This window comes from Mycobacterium noviomagense (genome assembly GCF_010731635.1).
Lineage (GTDB): Bacteria > Actinomycetota > Actinomycetes > Mycobacteriales > Mycobacteriaceae > Mycobacterium > Mycobacterium noviomagense.
This window is the reverse complement of record NZ_AP022583.1, coordinates 1-18,713: the sequence shown is the minus strand read 5'-3', so window position 1 is coordinate 18,713 and position 18,713 is coordinate 1. Positions and strand designations below refer to the sequence as shown.

The following is an 18,713-nucleotide window of genomic DNA, read 5'->3' as shown; positions in this document are numbered from 1 at the left end:
CGGTTGGCCCGGGTGGTCGAGACATCCGGCGCTGGTGGCCCGATCGACGAGGGTGTGGGCGAGGTGAGCGCCACCCCAATCATGTGCTGGCTGAACAGCATTGACGGTCCGGTCGACCAGTTCAACCAGACCGTGCTGGTGCAGGCCCCGGCGGGAGGTACCCAGGCCGACGCGGTGGTGTTGTTGCAGGCGTTGCTGGATCGGCACGCCATGCTGCGCGCACGCGTGAACGACGACGGCGACGGGCGCTGGACCCTGACTGTGCAAGAGCCGGGGTCCGTCCAAGCCGCTAACTGCCTGCATACCGTCGATACGTTGTCCGACGAGGCGCTGATACGGGCGCGCTCGCGGCTCAACCCGGCCGCCGGGGTGATCCTCAGCGCGTTGTGGGTGGACTCGACACGCCAGCTGGCGTTGATCATTCACCACCTGGCCATCGACGCGGTGTCGTGGCAGATCGTGCTCGAGGACCTCAACCTTGCCTGGACTCAACACCGGGCCGGCCAGCCAGTGGCGTTGCCCGCGTGGGGAACGTCGTTTGCGCGGTGGGCAGAAGTGCTGAGCGAGCACTCGCACGCACCCGAGGTGGTGGAGCAGGCGGATGCTTGGAAGCGGGTGGCGGCAGCATCGACGACGTTGCCCGCGGTGCAGCCCGAATCAGACACCTATGAAAGCGCCGGCCATATGCCGGTTTCACTGGATACCGAAAATACCGGAATCCTTCTTGGTGAGGCGTCGGCGGCCTTCCACACCGGGGCGCACGAGATCTTGTTGATCGCATTGGGTTTGGCGGTCGCGCAGTTCGCTGGCGACGGCAGCGCGCCAATCGGCATCGACGTCGAAGGGCATGGCCGCCACGAGGAACTGAGACCCGACATCGACTTGTCGCGCACCGTGGGCTGGTTCACCACCAAATACCCAGTGGCATTGAGGATCGGCGCGCTGGACTGGACGAAGGTAACCGCCGGCGACGGCGAACTCGGGGCGCTGATCAAGAACGCCAAAGAGAAGCTTCGAGCCCTGCCACACCCGCTCACCTACGGTCTGCTGCGTTACCTGAACGCCGACATCAATCTCGCAGAGCCGGATCCGCCCATCGGTTTCAACTACCTGGGACGCCTAGGGTCTGCCGGCGACACGACCGGCCAGGGATGGCAGCTCTCCCAAGGAAGCGTTTCGGTGTCCAGTGTGGCCGCGGCGATACCAATGCCCTTGGCGCACACCGTCGAACTCAACGTCGGCACCGTCGACACCGAGGCGGGACCCCAGCTATACGGCGAGTGGACCTGGGCACCGTCGGCACTGGATGACGCCGCCGTCAGCGAACTCAGCCGCTTGTGGTTGCAGGCACTGACCGGTATCTGCGCGCATGTGCGCGCCGGTGGAGGCGGGCTGACACCCTCGGATATCGCACCGGCCCGGTTGAGCCAGCAGCAGATCGACGAACTGCAGCAGCAATACCAGGTCGCCGATGTCCTGCCGCTGACGCCGCTGCAACAGGGACTGCTCTTCCACGCCAACAGCGCTCAAGGCAGCGACGACGATCTATACGCGGTGCAAATCGATTTCACCGTGACAGGGCCCCTCGACGAGCATCGCCTGCGCGATGCGGTGCACGCAGTAGGCAACCGCCACCCACACCTGGTGGCCCGATTCTGCGACCGGTTCGACGAACCCGTGCAGATCATTCCCGCCGAACCCATCGTCCCATGGCGCTATGTCGAGCCCGACGGCGGCGACGTCGAAGACCAGGTCCGGCAGGTATGCGCCGACGAACGCGCCGCTGTCTGCGATCTGACCCATCAGCCGGCGTTTCGGGCGGCGTTGATCCGCACCGCCTCCGACCGCCACCGGTTCGTATTGACCAATCACCACATCGCGATGGATGGCTGGTCGATGCCGATCTTGCTGGGCGAGATATTCGCCGGCTATTACGGTCAGCAACTGCCCGCACCAGTCCCGTACCGCCGGTTTGTTACCTGGCTGGCCGCTCGTGACCATGATGCGGCACAAGCGGTTTGGCGCGAGGTGCTCGCCGGCTTCGAGACCCCGACACTGGTCGGTCCGCCGGATCGGCTAGGGGGCGGCGCCCGCGGCGTCGAATCGTTCCGGGTGTCCCCGGCCATCACGCGGGCCGTTAACGAGTTGGCGCGCTCGTGCCACACCACCGTCAACATCGTTCTGCAGGCCGCGTGGGCACAGCTGCTGATGTGGCTGACCGGTCAGCACGACGTCGCCTTCGGCACGCCGGTTTCGGGCCGGCCACCCGACCTGGCAGGCGCGGACTCGATGGTGGGCCTTTTCATCAACACCGTGCCGGTGTGCGCGCGCATCACCGCGTCGACCACCACCGCAGACCTACTCGACCAGCTGCAAAACTCGAGCAACGACACGCTCGAGCATCAACACTTGGCGCTCAACGAGATTAACCGTGCCACCGGTCATGGGCAGTTGTTCGACACCGTATTCGCCTACGAGAACTATCCGATAGACACCGCTGCGTTGACGGGCGACCACAGCCTGGCTATCACCGAAATCCGCAGCCGCGAATACAACCACTACCCGCTGACAATGCAAGCCACGCCCGGAAAAGAACTGGGCTTCCGCTTCGAATACGACACCGATGTGTTCGACGCGGCGACCGTCCAGACACTCACCGAGCGGCTCCAGCGCATGTTGGTGGCGATGACCGACGATCCGACGCGAGCACTCTCGTCGCTGGATCTGCTCGATGAGTCTGAGCGGGCGCGTTTGGATGCGGTCGGTAACCGGGCGGTGTTGAGTGCACCGGCGGCCACGCCGGTGTCGGTTCCGGTGTTGTTTGGTGAGTGGGTGGTGGGTGCGCCGGGGGCGGTGGCGGTCAGCTCCGAGGGCTACTCGTTGACTTACCGTGAGCTTGATGAGGCGTCGAACCGGTTGGCGCACATGCTTGTTAGGCAGGGCGCGGGGCTGGGGCAGTGTGTGGGGCTGTTGGTGTCGCGTTCGGTCGAGGCGGTCGTGGCGATGCTGGCGGTGCTCAAGAGCGGGGCGGCCTATGTGCCGATCGACCCGGGTCTGCCGGCGGCCCGGCTGGGGTTTGTGCTGTCGGATGCCGCGCCGGTAGCGGTGATCACCAACGCTGAGTTGGCCGGCCGGCTCGATGGGCACGAGGTGGCCGTCGTCGACATCGATGACCCGGCCATCGATGCGCAACCCGGTACGGCACTGCCGGCGCCGGGTGCGGAGGCGATCGCGTATGTGATCTACACCTCGGGCACGACCGGGGTGCCCAAGGGGGTGGCGGTCACTCACGGCAATGTGACGCAGTTGTTGGGGTCGTTGGATGCGGGCCTGCCGGTGGCGGGGGTGTGGTCGCAGTGTCATTCGTTGGCGTTTGACGTTTCGGTGTGGGAGATCTTTGGTGCGCTGCTGCGCGGTGGCCGGGTGGTGGTGGTGCCCGATGCGGTGGTCGGTGCGCCAGATGAGTTGCACGCCTTGCTGGTTGACCAGCGTGTGGATGTGCTGACTCAGACGCCGTCGGCGGTGGCGATGTTGGCGGCTGAGGGTTTGGAGTCGACGGCGTTGGTGATGGCCGGTGAGGCCTGCCCGGCTGAGGTGGTGGATCGCTGGGCGGCGAATCGGGTGATGGTCAACGCCTATGGGCCGACCGAGACCACGATGTGTGTGGCGATCAGTGCACCGTTGACCCCCGGGTCGGGGACCCCGCCGATCGGTTCTCCGGTGGCCGGGGCGGCGTTGTTCGTGCTCGATGGGTGGTTGCGTGCGGTGCCCGCGGGTGTGGTCGGTGAGTTGTATGTGGCCGGTGCCGGGGTGGCGTGCGGGTATGCGGGCCGCGCTGCGTTGACGGCGTCGCGGTTTGTGGCGTGTCCGTTCGGCGGTGCGGGAACACGGATGTATCGGACCGGGGATGTGGTGCGCTGGCGTGCCGATGGGCAGCTCGATTATTTGGGCCGTGCTGATGAGCAGGTCAAGATCCGCGGCTATCGCATCGAGCTCGGCGAAATCCAAGCCGCCCTAGCGGCGTGCGAGTGTGGCGCAGGCGGTGGTGATCGCCCGCGAAGACCGCCCGGCGACAAGCGCCTGATCGGCTACATCACCGGCGCCGCCGATCCGGCCGAGCTTCGCGCCGCGCTGGCCGAGCGGCTGCCGGCGCACATGGTGCCGGCCGCGGTGGTGGTGCTCGAGGCGTGGCCGTTGACCCCCAACGGCAAGCTCGACACCCGCGCCCTGCCGGCACCGGAATACCTCGCCGGCCGGTATCGCGCCCCCACCAACGCGGTCGAAGAAATGCTGGCCGGCATCTACGCCCAAGTACTCGGAGTCGACCGCGTCGGCATCGACGACTCCTTCTTCGACCTCGGCGGCGACAGCATCTCAGCCATGCGTCTGGTCGCCGCAATCAACACCGGCCTGGATGCCGCCGTTTCGGTGCGCGCCGTGTTTGAGGCACCGACGGTGGCCCAGTTGGCGCCCCGGATCCGTAGCGGTGCCGGCCAGCTGGAGCCACTGACGCCGCGACCACGGCCGGCAGTGGTGCCATTGTCGTTCGCCCAGCAGCGGCTGTGGTTCATCGACCAATTGCAAGGCCCCTCACCGGTTTACAACATGTCCGCCGCGTTGCGGCTGCACGGCCACCTGGATGCCGACGCGCTGGGCCAAGCGCTGGCCGATGTGGTCGGTCGCCACGAGAGCCTGCGCACGACCTTTGCGGCGCCCGACGGGATACCCCGGCAGCTCGTGGTGCCCGCCGGACAAACCGACTTCGGCTGGCAGGTCATCGATGCCAGCGGGTGGCCGCCAAGCCGGCTGGATGAGGCCGTCAACGCGATGGTTGGCTACCGGTTCGAGCTGGAAGCCGAAATCCCCGTCCAGGCGAGGCTTTTCCGCTTAACCGATGACGAACACGTGCTGGTCGCTGTGGTGCACCACATCGCCGCCGACGGGTGGTCGATCACCCCGCTGCTGCGGGATCTGGGAGTGGCCTATAGCAGCCGGTGCGCACGACAGGCTCCCGGCTGGGCGCCGCTGGCAGTGCAGTACATCGACTACACCCTGTGGCAGCGCGAAATCCTCGGCGACCTGACGGATAACCAGGGCCCCATCGCCGAGCAGCTGGCCTATTGGGAAGACGCTCTGGTCGGGATGCCCGAGCGGCTGCAACTTCCCACCGATCGGCCCTACCCGCTGGTTGCCGACCAGCGCGGCGCCAGTGTCGCGGTCAACTGGCCGACCGCAGTGCAGCAGCAGGTTGCTCGCGTGGCCCGTCAACACAATGCGACCAGCTTCATGGTGATCCAGGCTGCGCTGGCCCTCCTGCTGTCCAAGCTCAGCGCCAGCAACGATGTGGCCGTTGGCTTCCCGATCGCCGGGCGCCGTGATCCGGCGCTCGACGAATTGGTCGGATTCTTCGTCAACACCCTGGTGCTGCGGGTCGACCTGGGCGGTGATCCCAGCTTCGACGAGCTGCTGGCCCAGACGCGTGCCCGCAGCCTGGCCGCCTACGAGCACCAAGACGTGCCCTTCGAGGTACTGGTGGAGCGGCTCAACCCCACCCGAAGCCTGACCCATTCCCCGCTGGTTCAGGTCATGCTGGCGTGGCAGAACTTCCCCTGGCAGCACAATGATTCCGCCACGGGACTGGCCCTAGGCGGACTCGAGGCAACACCGGTACCGGTGGACACGCGCACCGCCCGCATGGACCTGACGTTTTCGCTGACCGAACGATGGACCGAGGCCGGTGAGCCCGCCGGAATCGGCGGGGCGGTCGAATTTCGCACCGACATGTTCGACGCGGCCAGCATCGAATCACTCCTCGATCGGTTCGAGCGGGTGGTGCTCACCATGACCGCCGATCCCACCCAACGGCTTTCGTCGATGGATCTGCTCGATCCCGCCGAGCGCATCCATCTCGACGAGCTCGGCAACCGCGCGACGCTGACGCGCCCTGAACCACCTGCGGTCTCAATTCCGGTGTTGTTCGCCGAGCGGGTGGCGAGCACCCCCGAAGCGGTGGCGATCCGCCACGACGGCCGCTCGATGACCTACCGGGAGCTCGACGAGGCCTCTAACCGGTTGGCGCACTTGCTCACTGACCAGGGTGCCGCTCCGGGACAGTGCACGGCATTGCTGCTGGAGCGCTCAGCGCAGGCGATCGTGGCGATGCTGGCGGTGCTGAAGACCGGGGCAGCGTACCTGGCCATCGATCCGGTGCTGCCGGCCGCGCGGATCGACTTCATGGTCACCGATGCCGCGCCCGTCGTCGCCATCACCACTGCCGGCCTGCGTGAGCGACTGGCCGCACACGACCTCGCGATCGTCGATGTCAACGATCCCGCGATCCAAAGCCAACCAAGCACGGCAATGGCCGCGGCCCCGATGACATCGCTTACGTCATCTACACCTCGGGCACCACCGGGGTGCCCAAGGGGGTAGCGGTCACCCACCACAGCATGGCGCATCTGGCTGAGTCGCTGCCAGCCCATCTGTCGGCGGAACAAGTGTGGACGCAATGTCATTCGTACGCTTTCGACTTCTCGGTCTGGGAGGTCTGGGCTGCGCTGCTCGGTGGCGGGCGGCTGGTGGTCGTGCCCGAGTCGGTGGCAGGTTCACCGGACGACTTCCACGACGTGCTGGTTGCCGAACAGGTCAGCGTGCTCACCCAGACGCCGTCCGCGGTGAAAGCGCTGTCACCCGACGGGCTGGGCCCGGTGGCCTTGCTGCTCGGTGGTGAGGCCTGCCCTGCCGAGCTGGTGGACCGGTGGGCGCCCGGGCGGGTAGTCGTCAACGCCTACGGCCCCACGGAAGCGACCGTGTACGCGTCGATGAGCGCGCCGTTGACACCCGGCTCGGGAGTGCCGCCGATCGGTTCGCCGGTGGCAGGGTCGGCGTTGTTCGTGCTGGACGGCTGGCTCCGGCCAGTACCGCCTGGAGTAATCGGCGAGTTGTACGTGGCCGGCCGCGGGGTGGCCTACGGCTATGTGCGCCGGTCCGGGCTGACCGGATCGCGGTTTGTGGCGTGTCCGTTCGGCGGTGCGGGAACACGGATGTATCGGACCGGGGATGTGGTGCGCTGGCGTGCCGATGGGCAGCTCGATTATTTGGGCCGTGCTGATGAGCAGGTCAAGATCCGCGGTTACCGCATCGAGCTCGGCGAAATCCAAGCCGCCCTAACCGGTTTGGACGGTGTCGAGCAGGCAGTGGTGATCGCCCGCGAAGACCGCCCCGGTGACAAGCGCCTGGTCGGCTACATCACCGGCACCGCCGACCCGAACGCAATACGCACCAAGCTTGCCGACCGGCTGCCGCCCTACATGATCCCCGCCGCGGTGATGGCACTCGACAGTTTGCCGTTGACGGTCAACGGAAAACTCGACACCCGCGCGCTGCCGGCACCCGAATACTCCGCGGGCCGCTATCGGGCACCGACCAATGCGGTCGAAGAGATCCTAGCCGCCATCTACGCCGAGGTGCTCGGGCTCGAGCGCGTCGGCGTCGACGACTCCTTCTTCGACCTTGGCGGGGACAGCATTTCGTCGATGCAGGTGGTGGCACGTGCGCGTGCAGCCGGCCTGGCGTGTCGTCCGCGCGAGGTCTTTGTGGAGCAGACCGTGGCCCGGCTGGCCCGAGTGGCCGCGGTGGCGGACGGTGAGGCCGGCGTGGTCGACGAAGGTGTGGGCGAGGTACCTGCGACCCCAATCATGCGCTGGTTGAACAGCATTGACGGCCCGCTGGAGCAGTTCAACCAGACGATGCTGCTGCAAGCCCCCGCGGATGCCGGCGAGGCCGACGTGATGACGCTGTTGCAGGCCTTGCTGGATCGGCACGCCATGCTGCGGGCGCGCGCCGACGACGACGGAGCGGGCGGCTGGCTGTTGACAGTGCCCGAGCCGGGATCGGTCGATGCGCGTGCTTGCCTGCACGCCGTCGACATGTTGTCTGACGAGGCGCTGATACAGGCGCGGTCGCGGCTGAATCCGGTTGACGGGGCGATGCTCAGCGCGCTGTGGGTGCGCTCGACAAGCCAGCTGGCGTTGATCATTCACCACTTGGCCTTCGATGCGGTGTCGTGGCGGGTGTTGTTGGAAGACCTCAATACCGCCTGGGCCCAGCACCGGGCCGGTGAGCCCGTGGCGTTACCGGCGTGGGGGACGTCGTTCGCCCGCTGGGCCTCGCTTTTGACGGAGTATGCGCACCGCCCCGAAATCGTGGCGCAGGCCGAAGCCTGGAAGCAGGTTGCTGCGGCCTCGACCGCGCTGCCGGCCGGGCAACCCGAACTGGACACCTATGCAAGCGCCGGGCATTTGACGGTGTCGCTGGACGCCGAGACCACCCGGATCCTGCTCGACGAGGTGGCGGCGGCGTTTCACGCTGGGCTGCACGAGATCTTGTTGATCGGATTCGCTTTGGCCGTCGCCGAATTCGTGGGCAACGGCAGCGCGCCGATCGGCATCGACGTGGAGGGTCACGGCCGCCACGAAGAACTGGGCCCCGACATCGACTTGTCGCACACCGTGGGCTGGTTCACCATCAAACACCCGGTTGCTTTGACGGTCGGCCGGCTGAACTGGGCGCAGGTAGCGGGCGGCGAGGACGCACTGGGGGCGTTGGTCAAGGACGCCAAAGAACAGCTTCGCTGCCTGCCCGACGGTCTGACCTATGGCGTGCTGCGGTATTTGAACCCCGACGTGCATCTGTCGGTGTCCGATCCGGTGATCGGGTTCAACTACCTGGGACGGATGGGCGGCGCGGCCGCCGAGGCGGTTGGCGAAGGCTGGCGTATTTCCCAGGACAACGTGTCGGTAGCGGCGGCGGCCGCAGCGGTACCGATGCCGTTGGCGCACACCGTGGAACTCAACGCCGGGACCGTCGAGACCGAGGCCGGCACGCGACTGTATGCCGATTGGACGTGGGCGCAGTCGGTGCTCGACGAAGCGCAAATCAGCCGGTTGAGCCGGTCATGGTTCGCCGCCTTGGCCGGAATCTGCGCGCATGTGCGAGCCGGTGGCGGCGGGTTGACGCCGTCGGACATCGTCCCGGCCCGGCTCGGGCAACGCGAGATCGACCAATTGCAGCAGCAATACCAGATCGCCGATGTGTTGCCGCTGACCCGCTGCAGCAGGGACTGCTCTATCACGCGGACAGCGCCCAGGGCAGCGACGACATCTACGCAGTGCAACTGGCGATCACGTTGAGCGGCCGGCTCGACCCACATCGCCTGCGCGATGCGCTGCACACCGTGATCGACCGGCACCCCAACCTGGTGGCCCGGTTCTGCGGCCAGTTCGAGGAACCGGTGCAGATCATTCCCCCCGAACCCTCGGTGCCGTGGCGCTATGTCGAGCTGGACGGCGTCGATGCCGAAGACCAGGTTCAGCAGATCTGCGCCGCTGAACGCGCCGCCGTCTGCGATTTGGCCCACCAGGCGGCATTTCGGGCTGCGTTGGTCCGCGTCGCGCGGGGCCGGCACCGGCTTGTCCTGACCAATCACCACATCGTGCTCGACGGCTGGTCGATGCCGATCCTGCTGGGAGATCTTCGCCGCTTATTACGGGCAGCAACTGCCCGCGGCCGTTCCGTACCGTCGCTTTGTTACCTGGCTGGCCGATCGCGACCTGGTTGCCGCGCAAGAGGTTTGGCGCAAGGTGCTGGCCGGCTTCGACACCCCGACATTGGTGGGCCCTCGAAATCGGTTGGCCCTCGGCGCCCGCGGCGCGGAGTCGTTCCGGTGCCTGCCGCCACCACGAGCGCCGTCAGCGAGCTGGCCCGCTCGTGCCACACCACCGTCAACACCGTGCTGCAGGCCGCGTTCGCGCAGGTTCTGACGTGGCTGACCGGTCAGCATGATGTCGCGTTCGGGACGGCGGTCTCAGACCGGCCGGCAGAGGTGGTCGGCGCGGAGTCCATGGTCGGTCTGTTGATCAACACGGTGCCGGTGCGGGCGCGCATCACAGCGACAACCACCACCGCAGAACTGCTGGCCCAGCTGCAAAGCACCAACAACGACACACTCGAGCATCAGCACTTGGCGCTCAACGAGATTCACCGCATCAGCGGCCACGGGCAACTGTTCGACACTCTTTTCGCCTACGAAAACTACCCGCTGGACACCGCCGGGCTGGCCAGTGCCGACGAGCTGGCCGTCACCGAGTTCGCCGTCCGCGAATACAACCACTACCCGCTGACCGTGCAAGCCACGCCAGGGCACGAACTCAGCATTCGTCTCGAGTACGACACCGACGTGTTCGACGCGGTACGCATCGACTCCCTCACCCAGCGGATGCAGCGGGTGTTGGTGGCGATGACTGCGGATCCGACGCAGGCATTGTCATCTGTCGATCTGCTCGACGACAGCGAGCGGGCCCAGTTGGGTGTACTGGGTAACTGGGCCGCCTTGACGGAGCCCGCCGCGGCGTTGTCGGTTGTGGTGTTGTTCGGCGCGCAGGTGGGGCGTACCCCGGATGCGGTGGCGGTCGGGTGGCGGGGCCGCTCGATGACCTATCGGCAGCTTGATGAGGCGTCGAATCGGTTGGCGCATCAGCTCGTTGCCCGCGGCGCGGGGCCGGGAGATTCTGTGGCGCTGCTGTTTGCGCGCTCAGTGGAAGCGGTGGTGTCGATCCTGGCGGTGCTCAAGACCGGGGCGGCCTATGTGCCGGTCGATCCGGTGTTGCCCGCCGAGCGGATCGGGTTCGTGCTCTCCGATGCTGCGCCGATCGCCGCACTGACCACCGCTGCGTTGGCCGATCGGGTGAACGGGCATGGCTTGCCGGTCATCACAGTCGATGACCCTGCTGTTGACAGCCAGCCCAGCACGGCGTTGTCGGTGCCCGACCCCGACGGCATCGCGCACATCATCTACACGTCGGGCACCACGGGCGTGCCCAAGGGAGTGGCAATCAGTCACCGCAACCTGGCGCATCTCGTCAACTCGTTGACGGCTGGGCTGCCGCCGGAACAGGTGTGGACCCAGTGTCATTCGTACGCGTTCGATTTCTCGGTGTGGGAGATATGGGGTGCGCTACTGCATGGTGGGCGGCTCGTCGTGGTGCCCGAGGAGGTGACCGGCTCCCCGCAGGAGTTCCACGAGGCGCTGGTCGCCGAACAGGTCAGCGTGTTGACCCAGACCCCGTCGGCGGTGGCGGCACTCTCGGCGCAGGGGTTGGGCTCGGTCGCGTTGCTCGTCGGTGGTGAGGCCTGTCCAGCTGAAGTGGTGGATCGGTGGGCGCCGGGACGGGTGATGGTCAACGCCTACGGGCCAACGGAAATCACGGTGTATGCGGCGATGAGCGCACCATTGACCGCTGGCTCGGGGCCGGTGCCGATTGGGTCGCCGGTGACCGGGTCGGCGTTGTTTGTGCTCGATGCCTGGTTGCATCCGGTGCCGCCCGGGGTGGTCGGGGAGTTGTACGTCGCCGGCGCCGGGGTGGCGTACGGCTATGTGGGCCGGTCCAGTTTGACGGGGTCGCGGTTTGTGGCCTGCCCCTTCGCCGGGGCCGGAGCGCCCGGAACACGGATGTATCGGACCGGGGACCTGGTGTGCTGGCGCGCCGATGGGCAGCTCGATTATGTCGGCCGCGCCGACGAGCAGGTCAAGATTCGTGGCTACCGCATCGAACTGTCCGAGGTCCAGGCGGCACTGGCAAGCATCGACGATGTGGAACAGGCGGCGGTGATCGCCCGCGAGGATCGCCCCGGCGACAAGCGGCTGGTCGGCTACATCACCGGGTCGGCCGACCCGACGGGCATCCGCCGAAAGCTCGCTGATCGGCTCCCGGAGTACATGATCCCGGCCGCGGTGGTGGCCCTCGACGCATTGCAGTTGACGCCCAACGGCAAACTCGATACCCGCGCCCTGCCCCCACCGGAATACAGCGGGGAGTATCGCGCCCCGACCAACGCCGTCGAAGAGATGTTGGCGGGCATCTACGCCGAAACGCTGGGCGTGGAACGCGTCGGCATCGACGACTCCTTCTTCGACCTGGGCGGCGACAGCATTTCAGCCATGCGCCTGATCGCCGCCACCAACACCGCACTGGGTACCAGTGTTTCGGTGCCCACCGTGTTCGAGGCGCCCACGGTCAGGAGTTTGGCTCAGCGGCTGCAAACAGATATCGCCTCCGGGCCAGAAGTCGCTCCGGTTCAGACTCTGAAGAGCGGCACCGGCGTTCCTCTGTTCTGTATTCACCCGGCGGCCGGCGTAAGTTGGCCCTACCGGGCTCTCGGCACTCACCTGGACTGCCCGATCATCGGAATTCAGCAAGCCCCGCAGCCCAATGAGCCTGAACCTCAGTCGATTCGGGAGATGGCGAAAAACTACGCCGACCGAATCGAGGAGACTTATCCGACCGGGCCGTATCACCTGCTCGGCTGGTCGTTCGGCGGTGTTGTCGCCCATGAAGTCGCCGTCGAGCTGCAGCGTCGCGGACACTTGAGCACACGCCTTGTCCTTCTCGATGCTCAACCCGCTCTCGACAGCAGCGTCAGCACGTCAAACCAGGCTTTAGACGAGACGCACCTGTTGGAAGAAGTCTTGCGGTTCTACGACGTCAGCATTCCCGAACAGGATGAGCCGCTCACGTACGAACAGGTCGAAGAACTCCTTCGCGGGCGAGAAGCCGTCGACCTTCGTCACTACAAGCGGCTTCTGAAGCTGCTTGTGCACAACCTCAATACAAATGTCGCGCTGTATCGAGCCCATGAACCCCGGGTTTTCGGCGGCAACCTCACGATAGTTGCGGCCGTACGGGATTTGAGCGACCGCAGTTCGTCTCTGCTGAACAGTTGGCGGCCATATGTCGGCGGCAACATCACCGTGCACCCGATCGACTGCACGCACCAAGAACTGCTGACGGCCGAATCGGCCGGAATGTACGGCAAGCAACTTCAACAGTCGTTGGTGCCCGCGGTCGTTGACGGCGAGCGCCCGGCCACCGGGGCGGTGTCGCGACTGCAACGGTATGCAGCCCCGGTGTTCAACGACATGTCGGCGCTGGCCGCGCGTGTCGGCGCGATCGATCTCGGCATCGGATATCCCGACGAGGACGGGCCGCCCGCAATGCTGAAGGCCGCCCAAGAGGCGATCGCCGGGGGTCGCAACCAGTACCCACCCGGGATGGGCATCGCGGCGCTGCGGCAGGCCATCGCTGCCCAGCGGAAGCGGCACTTCGGCATCGAATACGACCCGGACACTGAGGTATTGGTGACGGTCGGGGCCACCGAGGCCATCGCGTCGGCAGTGCTAGGCCTGGTCGAGCCGGGCTCGGAGGTACTGATGGTCGAGCCGTTCTACGACTCGTACTCGCCGGTGGTGGCGATGGCCGGTGCGCGGCGCGTGCTCGTGCAGCTGGTGCCCGACGGGCGCGGCTTCGCCCTCGACGTCGACGCGATGCGGCGCGCGGTGACACCGCGAACCAGGGCGTTGATCGTCAACTCACCGCATAACCCCACGGGCATGGTGCTGACCGCGGACGAAGTCGAGGCCATTGCACAGATCGCAGTGGACGCCGACCTGTTGGTCATCAGCGACGAGGTCTATGAGCACCTGGCGTACTCGCCCCAGCATCGCCACTTGCCGCTGGCCGGCGTCGACGGCATGGCCGAGCGCACGGTCACCGTCTCGAGCGCGTCGAAGGCGTTCAACTGCACCGGGTGGAGAATAGGATGGGCCTGCGGCCCAGCCAGACTCATCGGCGGATTGAGGGCCGCCAAACAGCACCTGAGCTACGTCGGCAGCGCGCCGTTTGAGCCCGCGGTGGCGTTGGCATTGAACACGGGCGACGACTGGGTCGGTATGCGCCGAAAGCTACTGCGGGCCAGACGGGACCGGCTGACGACAGCCTTGACCGAGATCGGCTTCGACGTGCACCACAGCGCCGGCACCTACTTCCTGTGTGCGGACCCGCGTCCGTTGGGTTACGACGACAGCACGGCCTTCTGCGCGGCGATGTCGGACAAGGTGGGCGTGGTTGCGATGCCGATGTCGGATTACTGCGACCCGGCAGCCGAACATGCCGCGGCGTGGAATCACCTGGTGCGCTTTAATTTCGCGAAGCGCGACGACACTCGACGAGGCAATCAGGCGACTTGCAGCGCTCCGCAACGGGCACTAGCTACTGCCGGGCGGGCGCGACGGTCACTTCGGCGACCTCTTGGCCGTGCAGGAAGTTCGAGTGCCGGAGGTCCTCGCGGCCGGTCACAGCGATCGAAGCGACGTTGCGCGTCAAAACCATTAGCAGACAGCGTAATTCGAGGCGGGCCAACACCGCGCCGACGCAGTAGTGCGGACCGCCGCCGAAGGACAGATGTGGGTTGGGTTGGCGGTCCAGCACGAAATGCTCCCCGTCGGGGAAGACCGCTTCGTCACGGTTGGCGGACGGTATCCACAGCACGACTCGGTCGCCTGAGCGAATCTGGGCGTCGCCCAGGGATATCTCGGCGGTGGCGGTCCGCAGCACGTGGCCCGGGGGTGACGTCCACCGCAGGATCTCTTCCACAGCGGAGTTGAGGAGCTCCGGATGCTCGCGCAGCCGCTGCCAGCAATCGGGATCCTGGGCGAAAGCCACCATCGCGCCCGATACCGCGAGTGGAGTCGTTTCCAGCCCGCCGGTGAGCATGCCGTCGCAGTTGAGCAAGATCTCGTCGTCGGTGAGCGTGCGGCCGTCAACGGTTGTCTGCGAGAGCGCGGTGACGAAGTCGTCCTGTGGACGAGCCCGACGCTGTGCAAGCAGCTCGTCGAGGTACATGAATAGTTCCCCGTGGGCTTCGGCGGCGTCCTGCGCAACGTTGGTGGCGTAGGCGGCGTCGATCAGTCTGCCCAGTTTCGCCCAGTCCGCCTGCGGTATTCCCAGCACTCGTGCCAGCACTTGGCGGGCTACTACGGCGCCGAGATCTTTGACGGCGTCAAACGAGCCACCGCCGGCAATCAGCTCGCCAAGCAGGTGCTCGATGTCGTCCTCGATGGCGGAATGCATTCGGTCAATTGCCGAACTCGACAGCCACGCCGAGTGCGCGGCGCGCAATCTGCGATGACTGGCACCGTCGGTCACGACCAGCATCCTTCCCGAAGCCAATGCAACCGCCCGGGCATTTGCCCAGACGCATCCGCAGCCCGAGCCCGACGCGAACTGCCGAGGGTTTTGCAGCACTTCGCGTGCCAGGCCGTGGCTGGTAACCGACCAGAACCCGCCGTAGGCGGCCGATTCCGTCCACGCAACCGGATGCTCGCGGCGCGCCGCCCGCCACATGTCAAATCGATTGGGCGCGGCGTGAAAAGCAGGATCGGCCGGGTCGGTAGCTGTTGCGTCAGGCGCCCAAACCGGCGACCGCCCGTTCAACCGGCCGGACGGGTAGTCGGACACACCTTGCTGATTCACCCGAACGCCCTCTACTCAAACGGTCTGATCAGCGACGCAACACCCTCTCGTGGACCATATCGGTAAGGAATCGCCTGGCCGGGACTGGTCGGAACGCACGCGCCGCGTCGGTGAGCGCGTCGCGGGCCGCGGCGCTCAGCTCGATATCGGCGGCGGCCACGTTGAACTCGAGTTGCTCGACGCTGGACGCCCCCGGAATGGCCACGACGCCCGGCAGGCTGATCAGCCAGGCCAGCGCCACCTGTGCCGGCTTCGCGTCGACCTCGCGCCGACGTCGCGCAACGTCTGCAGCAGCGGCTCGATGCGACGCAGGTTTTCCGTGCCGAAAAGCGGGTTGACGGCGCGGACGCCACCGGGCCGGTTCTCGACGCCGTACTTGCCGCCCAGGCCCTGCGCCAATGGGCTGTAGGCGATCACGATGCGGTTCTCGCGCTGCGCGAACGGGACCAGGTCGTCGAGCGCCTGGGGATGGGCGAGCGAGAAATGCACCTGGTTGCTGATGACCGGACGCCCGAGCGCGGCGTCGGCCTTCTGCCAACGTGACAGCGAATAGTTCGACACGCCAGCCGCGCCGATGACGCCGCTGTCCAGCAGTTCGCGCATCCCGGGCATGATCACCGAATCGGGGACTACCGGGTTGGGCTGGTGGACCTGGTAGAGCGGGATGCGATCGAGCCGCAGCCGCCGCGCACTGGCGCGGGCACGTTGCTTGACCACGGGAGGAAACGGCGCGACCGGCATGATCTTGCTGGCCACCGCAACGTCGGCGCGCTTGTCACCGAGTGCTTCGCCGAGGATCCGTTCGCTTTTCCCGAGTCCGTAGATCTCGGCGGTATCGAACAGCGTCACCCCCAAGGCGAGGGCGCGCTGAACGATGTCACGGGCCGCGCCGGAGGCATAACTGTCCCCGTAGCCCCATTCGAACGATCCGAACTGCCACGTGCCCAGCCCGATCCGGCTGACTTTCCCGACTCCGTCGACGTCCAGGTATTTCATATGCCCCACCGTACTGACATGGCCAGCACGCCCGACGCGAATGTCCACCCGACGGCCGATACGCTGTGCCTGCAGCGGCTCGTTACAGGAGAGGGCGGAAATGTCACGGACGGTGGTGATCGGCGCCTCGAGCGGGCTCGGGCGCTGCATCGGGGTCGGGCTTGCAGCGAGGTGATCAGGTCGCGCTTCTCGCCCGGCGCCGAGAGCGCATCGAAGCGGCGGCGAAAGATGCCGGACACGGCGCTCGCCATCGAATGCGACGTCACCGACGAGGCGTCGTGCCGGTCGGCGGTCACCGCGGCCGCCGATGCGCTCGGCGGCATCGACAACCTCGTCTACACGCCCGCCATCGGGCCGCTCGTCCGCATGGTCGATACCGACGCCGAAACCTGGCGGCGCATCTTCGACACCAACGTCATAGGCGCGGCGCTGGCCACTGCCGCGGCCGTGCCGCACTTGACGGCCTCGGCAGGCAAGGCGGTCTATCTTTCTTCTGACGCAGGCAGTTTCGGGCCGCCGTGGCCGGGCCTGGGCGCATATGGCGTCAGCAAGGCAGCGCTGGAGCGACTCGTCGAGGCATGGCGGGCCGAGCACCCGACATCGGCTTCACCTGCCTCATCGTCGGGGAATGCCCCGGCGGCGAGGGTGACGGCCAAACGGGAATGAGCAGCGGCTGGGATCTCGAGTTGGCCAAACAGGCGTACCCGCTTTGGTTGTCGCGCGGCTGCATGCCCGGCAAGTTGATGCCCGTCGAGGACCTCATCGACGTTGTGCATACGATCTTGCGCACCGATGCTTCGACGTCGATGCCGCTCGTGGTTGCCCGAGGCGCACCGGCCAGCCCGGCGGCGTTTCTGGATTCCGGTCAGGCGTAGCCGCGGGCAATCGACCGGTTTCCGCAGCAACAACGCCGATCGGGCCAGTACACTGCGGAATCCATGGCCATCCGGCGCGCCGTACTCCTCATTGCCGACATCGGCGGCTACACGCGCTACATGCATTGGAATCGGATGCATTTAGCCCATGCACAGCTGACTGGCAGCGCTGCTTGAAGCGGTCATCGACGCCGCCAAAGGCCCTGCTGGCGAAGCTGGAAGGCGACGCAGCGTTCTTCTGGGCACCGGACGGCGACGCCAAAGTGCTTGTCTGCGACGGGCTCTCTCCGATGCGCCAGGCGTTCCTTACATGTCGCGAGGTGATGAAAAGACGATGCCTGTGACTGCGCCAGCTGCGCACAGCTGGACAACCTGTCACTCAAGTTCGTCGCCCACGAGGGCGAGGTGGCAGAGCAACGGGTGAAGCGCCGCGCCGAGCTCGCCGGCATCGACGTCATCCTGGTGCACCGCATGCTGAAAAACCAAGTACCGGTACCGGAATACGTGCTGATGACCGACCCGGTGGCGCAATGCCTCGACGAGTCGGTGCGCCAGCTCTGCAAGCCGCTGATTCACCACTTCCCGGACATCGGCCAAACGCCGACCCACTACATCGACCTGGCCACGTCCGAGATTCCACCGACTGTGCCTGAGCGCAGCACATCTGCCCGGCTGGCAGCCAAGCTCAAGTTCGAGTTGAGTGCACTGCCGTTCGTACTGGGCATCAAGAAACCCGCCGCGGGCTTCCGCAACCTGGGCCGTGGCAGCACCGAAATGACGCCGGCATGAAATGGCCTTCGGCGTCGCCTGCCTGCGCGGGTAGGTGGGTTTAGGATGTCCCTTGGAAGCGGGGGCTATTGCGAGGCAGGAGATTTCATGGTCGAGCTTCACGTCGAGCGCACGATTGCCGCATCCCCAGAACAGGTCTTCGACTGGCTGGCCGACCCACGCAGTTTGACTGCTGCGCCGCTGGTTCTCAAGGCCGGTTGGGCGCAGGGCGTGTCAGGGCCGGCGTCGGCGCGCTGCGGGAGGTGCACGGAGTCGGCACCTGGTTCCGCGAAGAGATCACGGCCTTCGATCGGCCGCGTAGCTACGCGTATCTGATCGTCCGCTCATTTCCCCCGTTCAATCACGAGGGCGGCACATTGACGTTCACCCCGTCGGGCGATGGGACCCACGTCGACTGGCGAAGCAACTACACCCATCCGCCGCGCGGGAGGCGCATTGCTGGAGGCAATCACGCGTCGGTTGCTGCGCTCGAGCTTCCTGGCGATCCTGGCCGCCTGCGCCAAGGCGCTTGAGAGCCAACAGCGATCTCAGCAGTGATACCGGTAGACGAGCGGGCTCATCTGAAACCATTCCGCCCCAACACGGTTGGCTTTGCGGACCAACCGACCGCGTTGGGTGATGGAAGTCGCGCACGTGCCCACGCAAGGAAATAGGCTTATCGGCTGGAATGCTCCGCTCGACGTGA

Annotated in this window: 3 protein-coding genes and 8 pseudogenes; 9 read left to right on the top strand and 2 right to left on the bottom strand. The window is 66.4% G+C overall.

Going from position 1 to position 18,713, the window contains the following annotated elements:
- Positions 1 to 81 precede the first annotated feature (81 nt).
- The 5 pseudogenes from G6N15_RS23665 to G6N15_RS00030 form a co-directional block, all read left to right on the top strand.
- A pseudogene (locus G6N15_RS23665) lies at positions 82 to 2,694 on the top strand (condensation domain-containing protein); the annotation flags it as partial.
- Positions 2,674 to 5,841 (top strand): annotated as a pseudogene (locus G6N15_RS23660) (amino acid adenylation domain-containing protein); the annotation flags it as partial. The pseudogenes G6N15_RS23665 and G6N15_RS23660, both read left to right, overlap by 21 nt.
- Positions 5,842 to 12,091, top strand: a pseudogene (locus tag G6N15_RS23655) (amino acid adenylation domain-containing protein); the annotation flags it as partial.
- A pseudogene (locus tag G6N15_RS23905) lies at positions 12,083 to 12,787 on the top strand (thioesterase domain-containing protein); the annotation flags it as partial. The pseudogenes G6N15_RS23655 and G6N15_RS23905, both read left to right, overlap by 9 nt.
- Before the next feature lie 189 nt (positions 12,788 to 12,976).
- Positions 12,977 to 14,105, top strand: a pseudogene (locus tag G6N15_RS00030) (pyridoxal phosphate-dependent aminotransferase).
- Here G6N15_RS00030 and G6N15_RS00025 read toward each other — a convergent pair.
- Positions 14,106 to 15,368 (bottom strand): cytochrome P450, encoded by a 1,263-nt coding sequence (locus G6N15_RS00025; protein WP_163747866.1) that lies wholly within the window; start codon positions 15,366 to 15,368, stop codon positions 14,106 to 14,108.
- 28 nt (positions 15,369 to 15,396) lie between these two features.
- A pseudogene (locus G6N15_RS00020) lies at positions 15,397 to 16,364 on the bottom strand (aldo/keto reductase).
- Between the two features lie 18 nt (positions 16,365 to 16,382).
- Between G6N15_RS00020 and G6N15_RS00015 the strand changes: the two are divergent.
- From G6N15_RS00015 to G6N15_RS00005, 4 genes and pseudogenes are all read left to right on the top strand, one after another.
- A complete protein-coding gene (locus G6N15_RS00015; protein ID WP_232070313.1) occupies positions 16,383 to 17,030 on the top strand; it encodes an SDR family oxidoreductase in 648 nt (215 codons plus the stop codon).
- The gene (locus G6N15_RS22965) at positions 17,027 to 17,239 is read left to right on the top strand and encodes a hypothetical protein (RefSeq protein WP_232070312.1); all 213 of its coding nucleotides are present in this window, start codon (positions 17,027 to 17,029) and stop codon (positions 17,237 to 17,239) included. The genes G6N15_RS00015 and G6N15_RS22965 overlap by 4 nt, the downstream gene beginning before the upstream one ends.
- A 63-nt stretch (positions 17,240 to 17,302) precedes the next feature.
- Positions 17,303 to 18,028 (top strand): annotated as a pseudogene (locus tag G6N15_RS00010) (DUF2652 domain-containing protein).
- An 87-nt stretch (positions 18,029 to 18,115) separates the two neighbouring features.
- Positions 18,116 to 18,565, top strand: a pseudogene (locus G6N15_RS00005) (SRPBCC family protein).
- Positions 18,566 to 18,713: the final 148 nt, after the last annotated feature.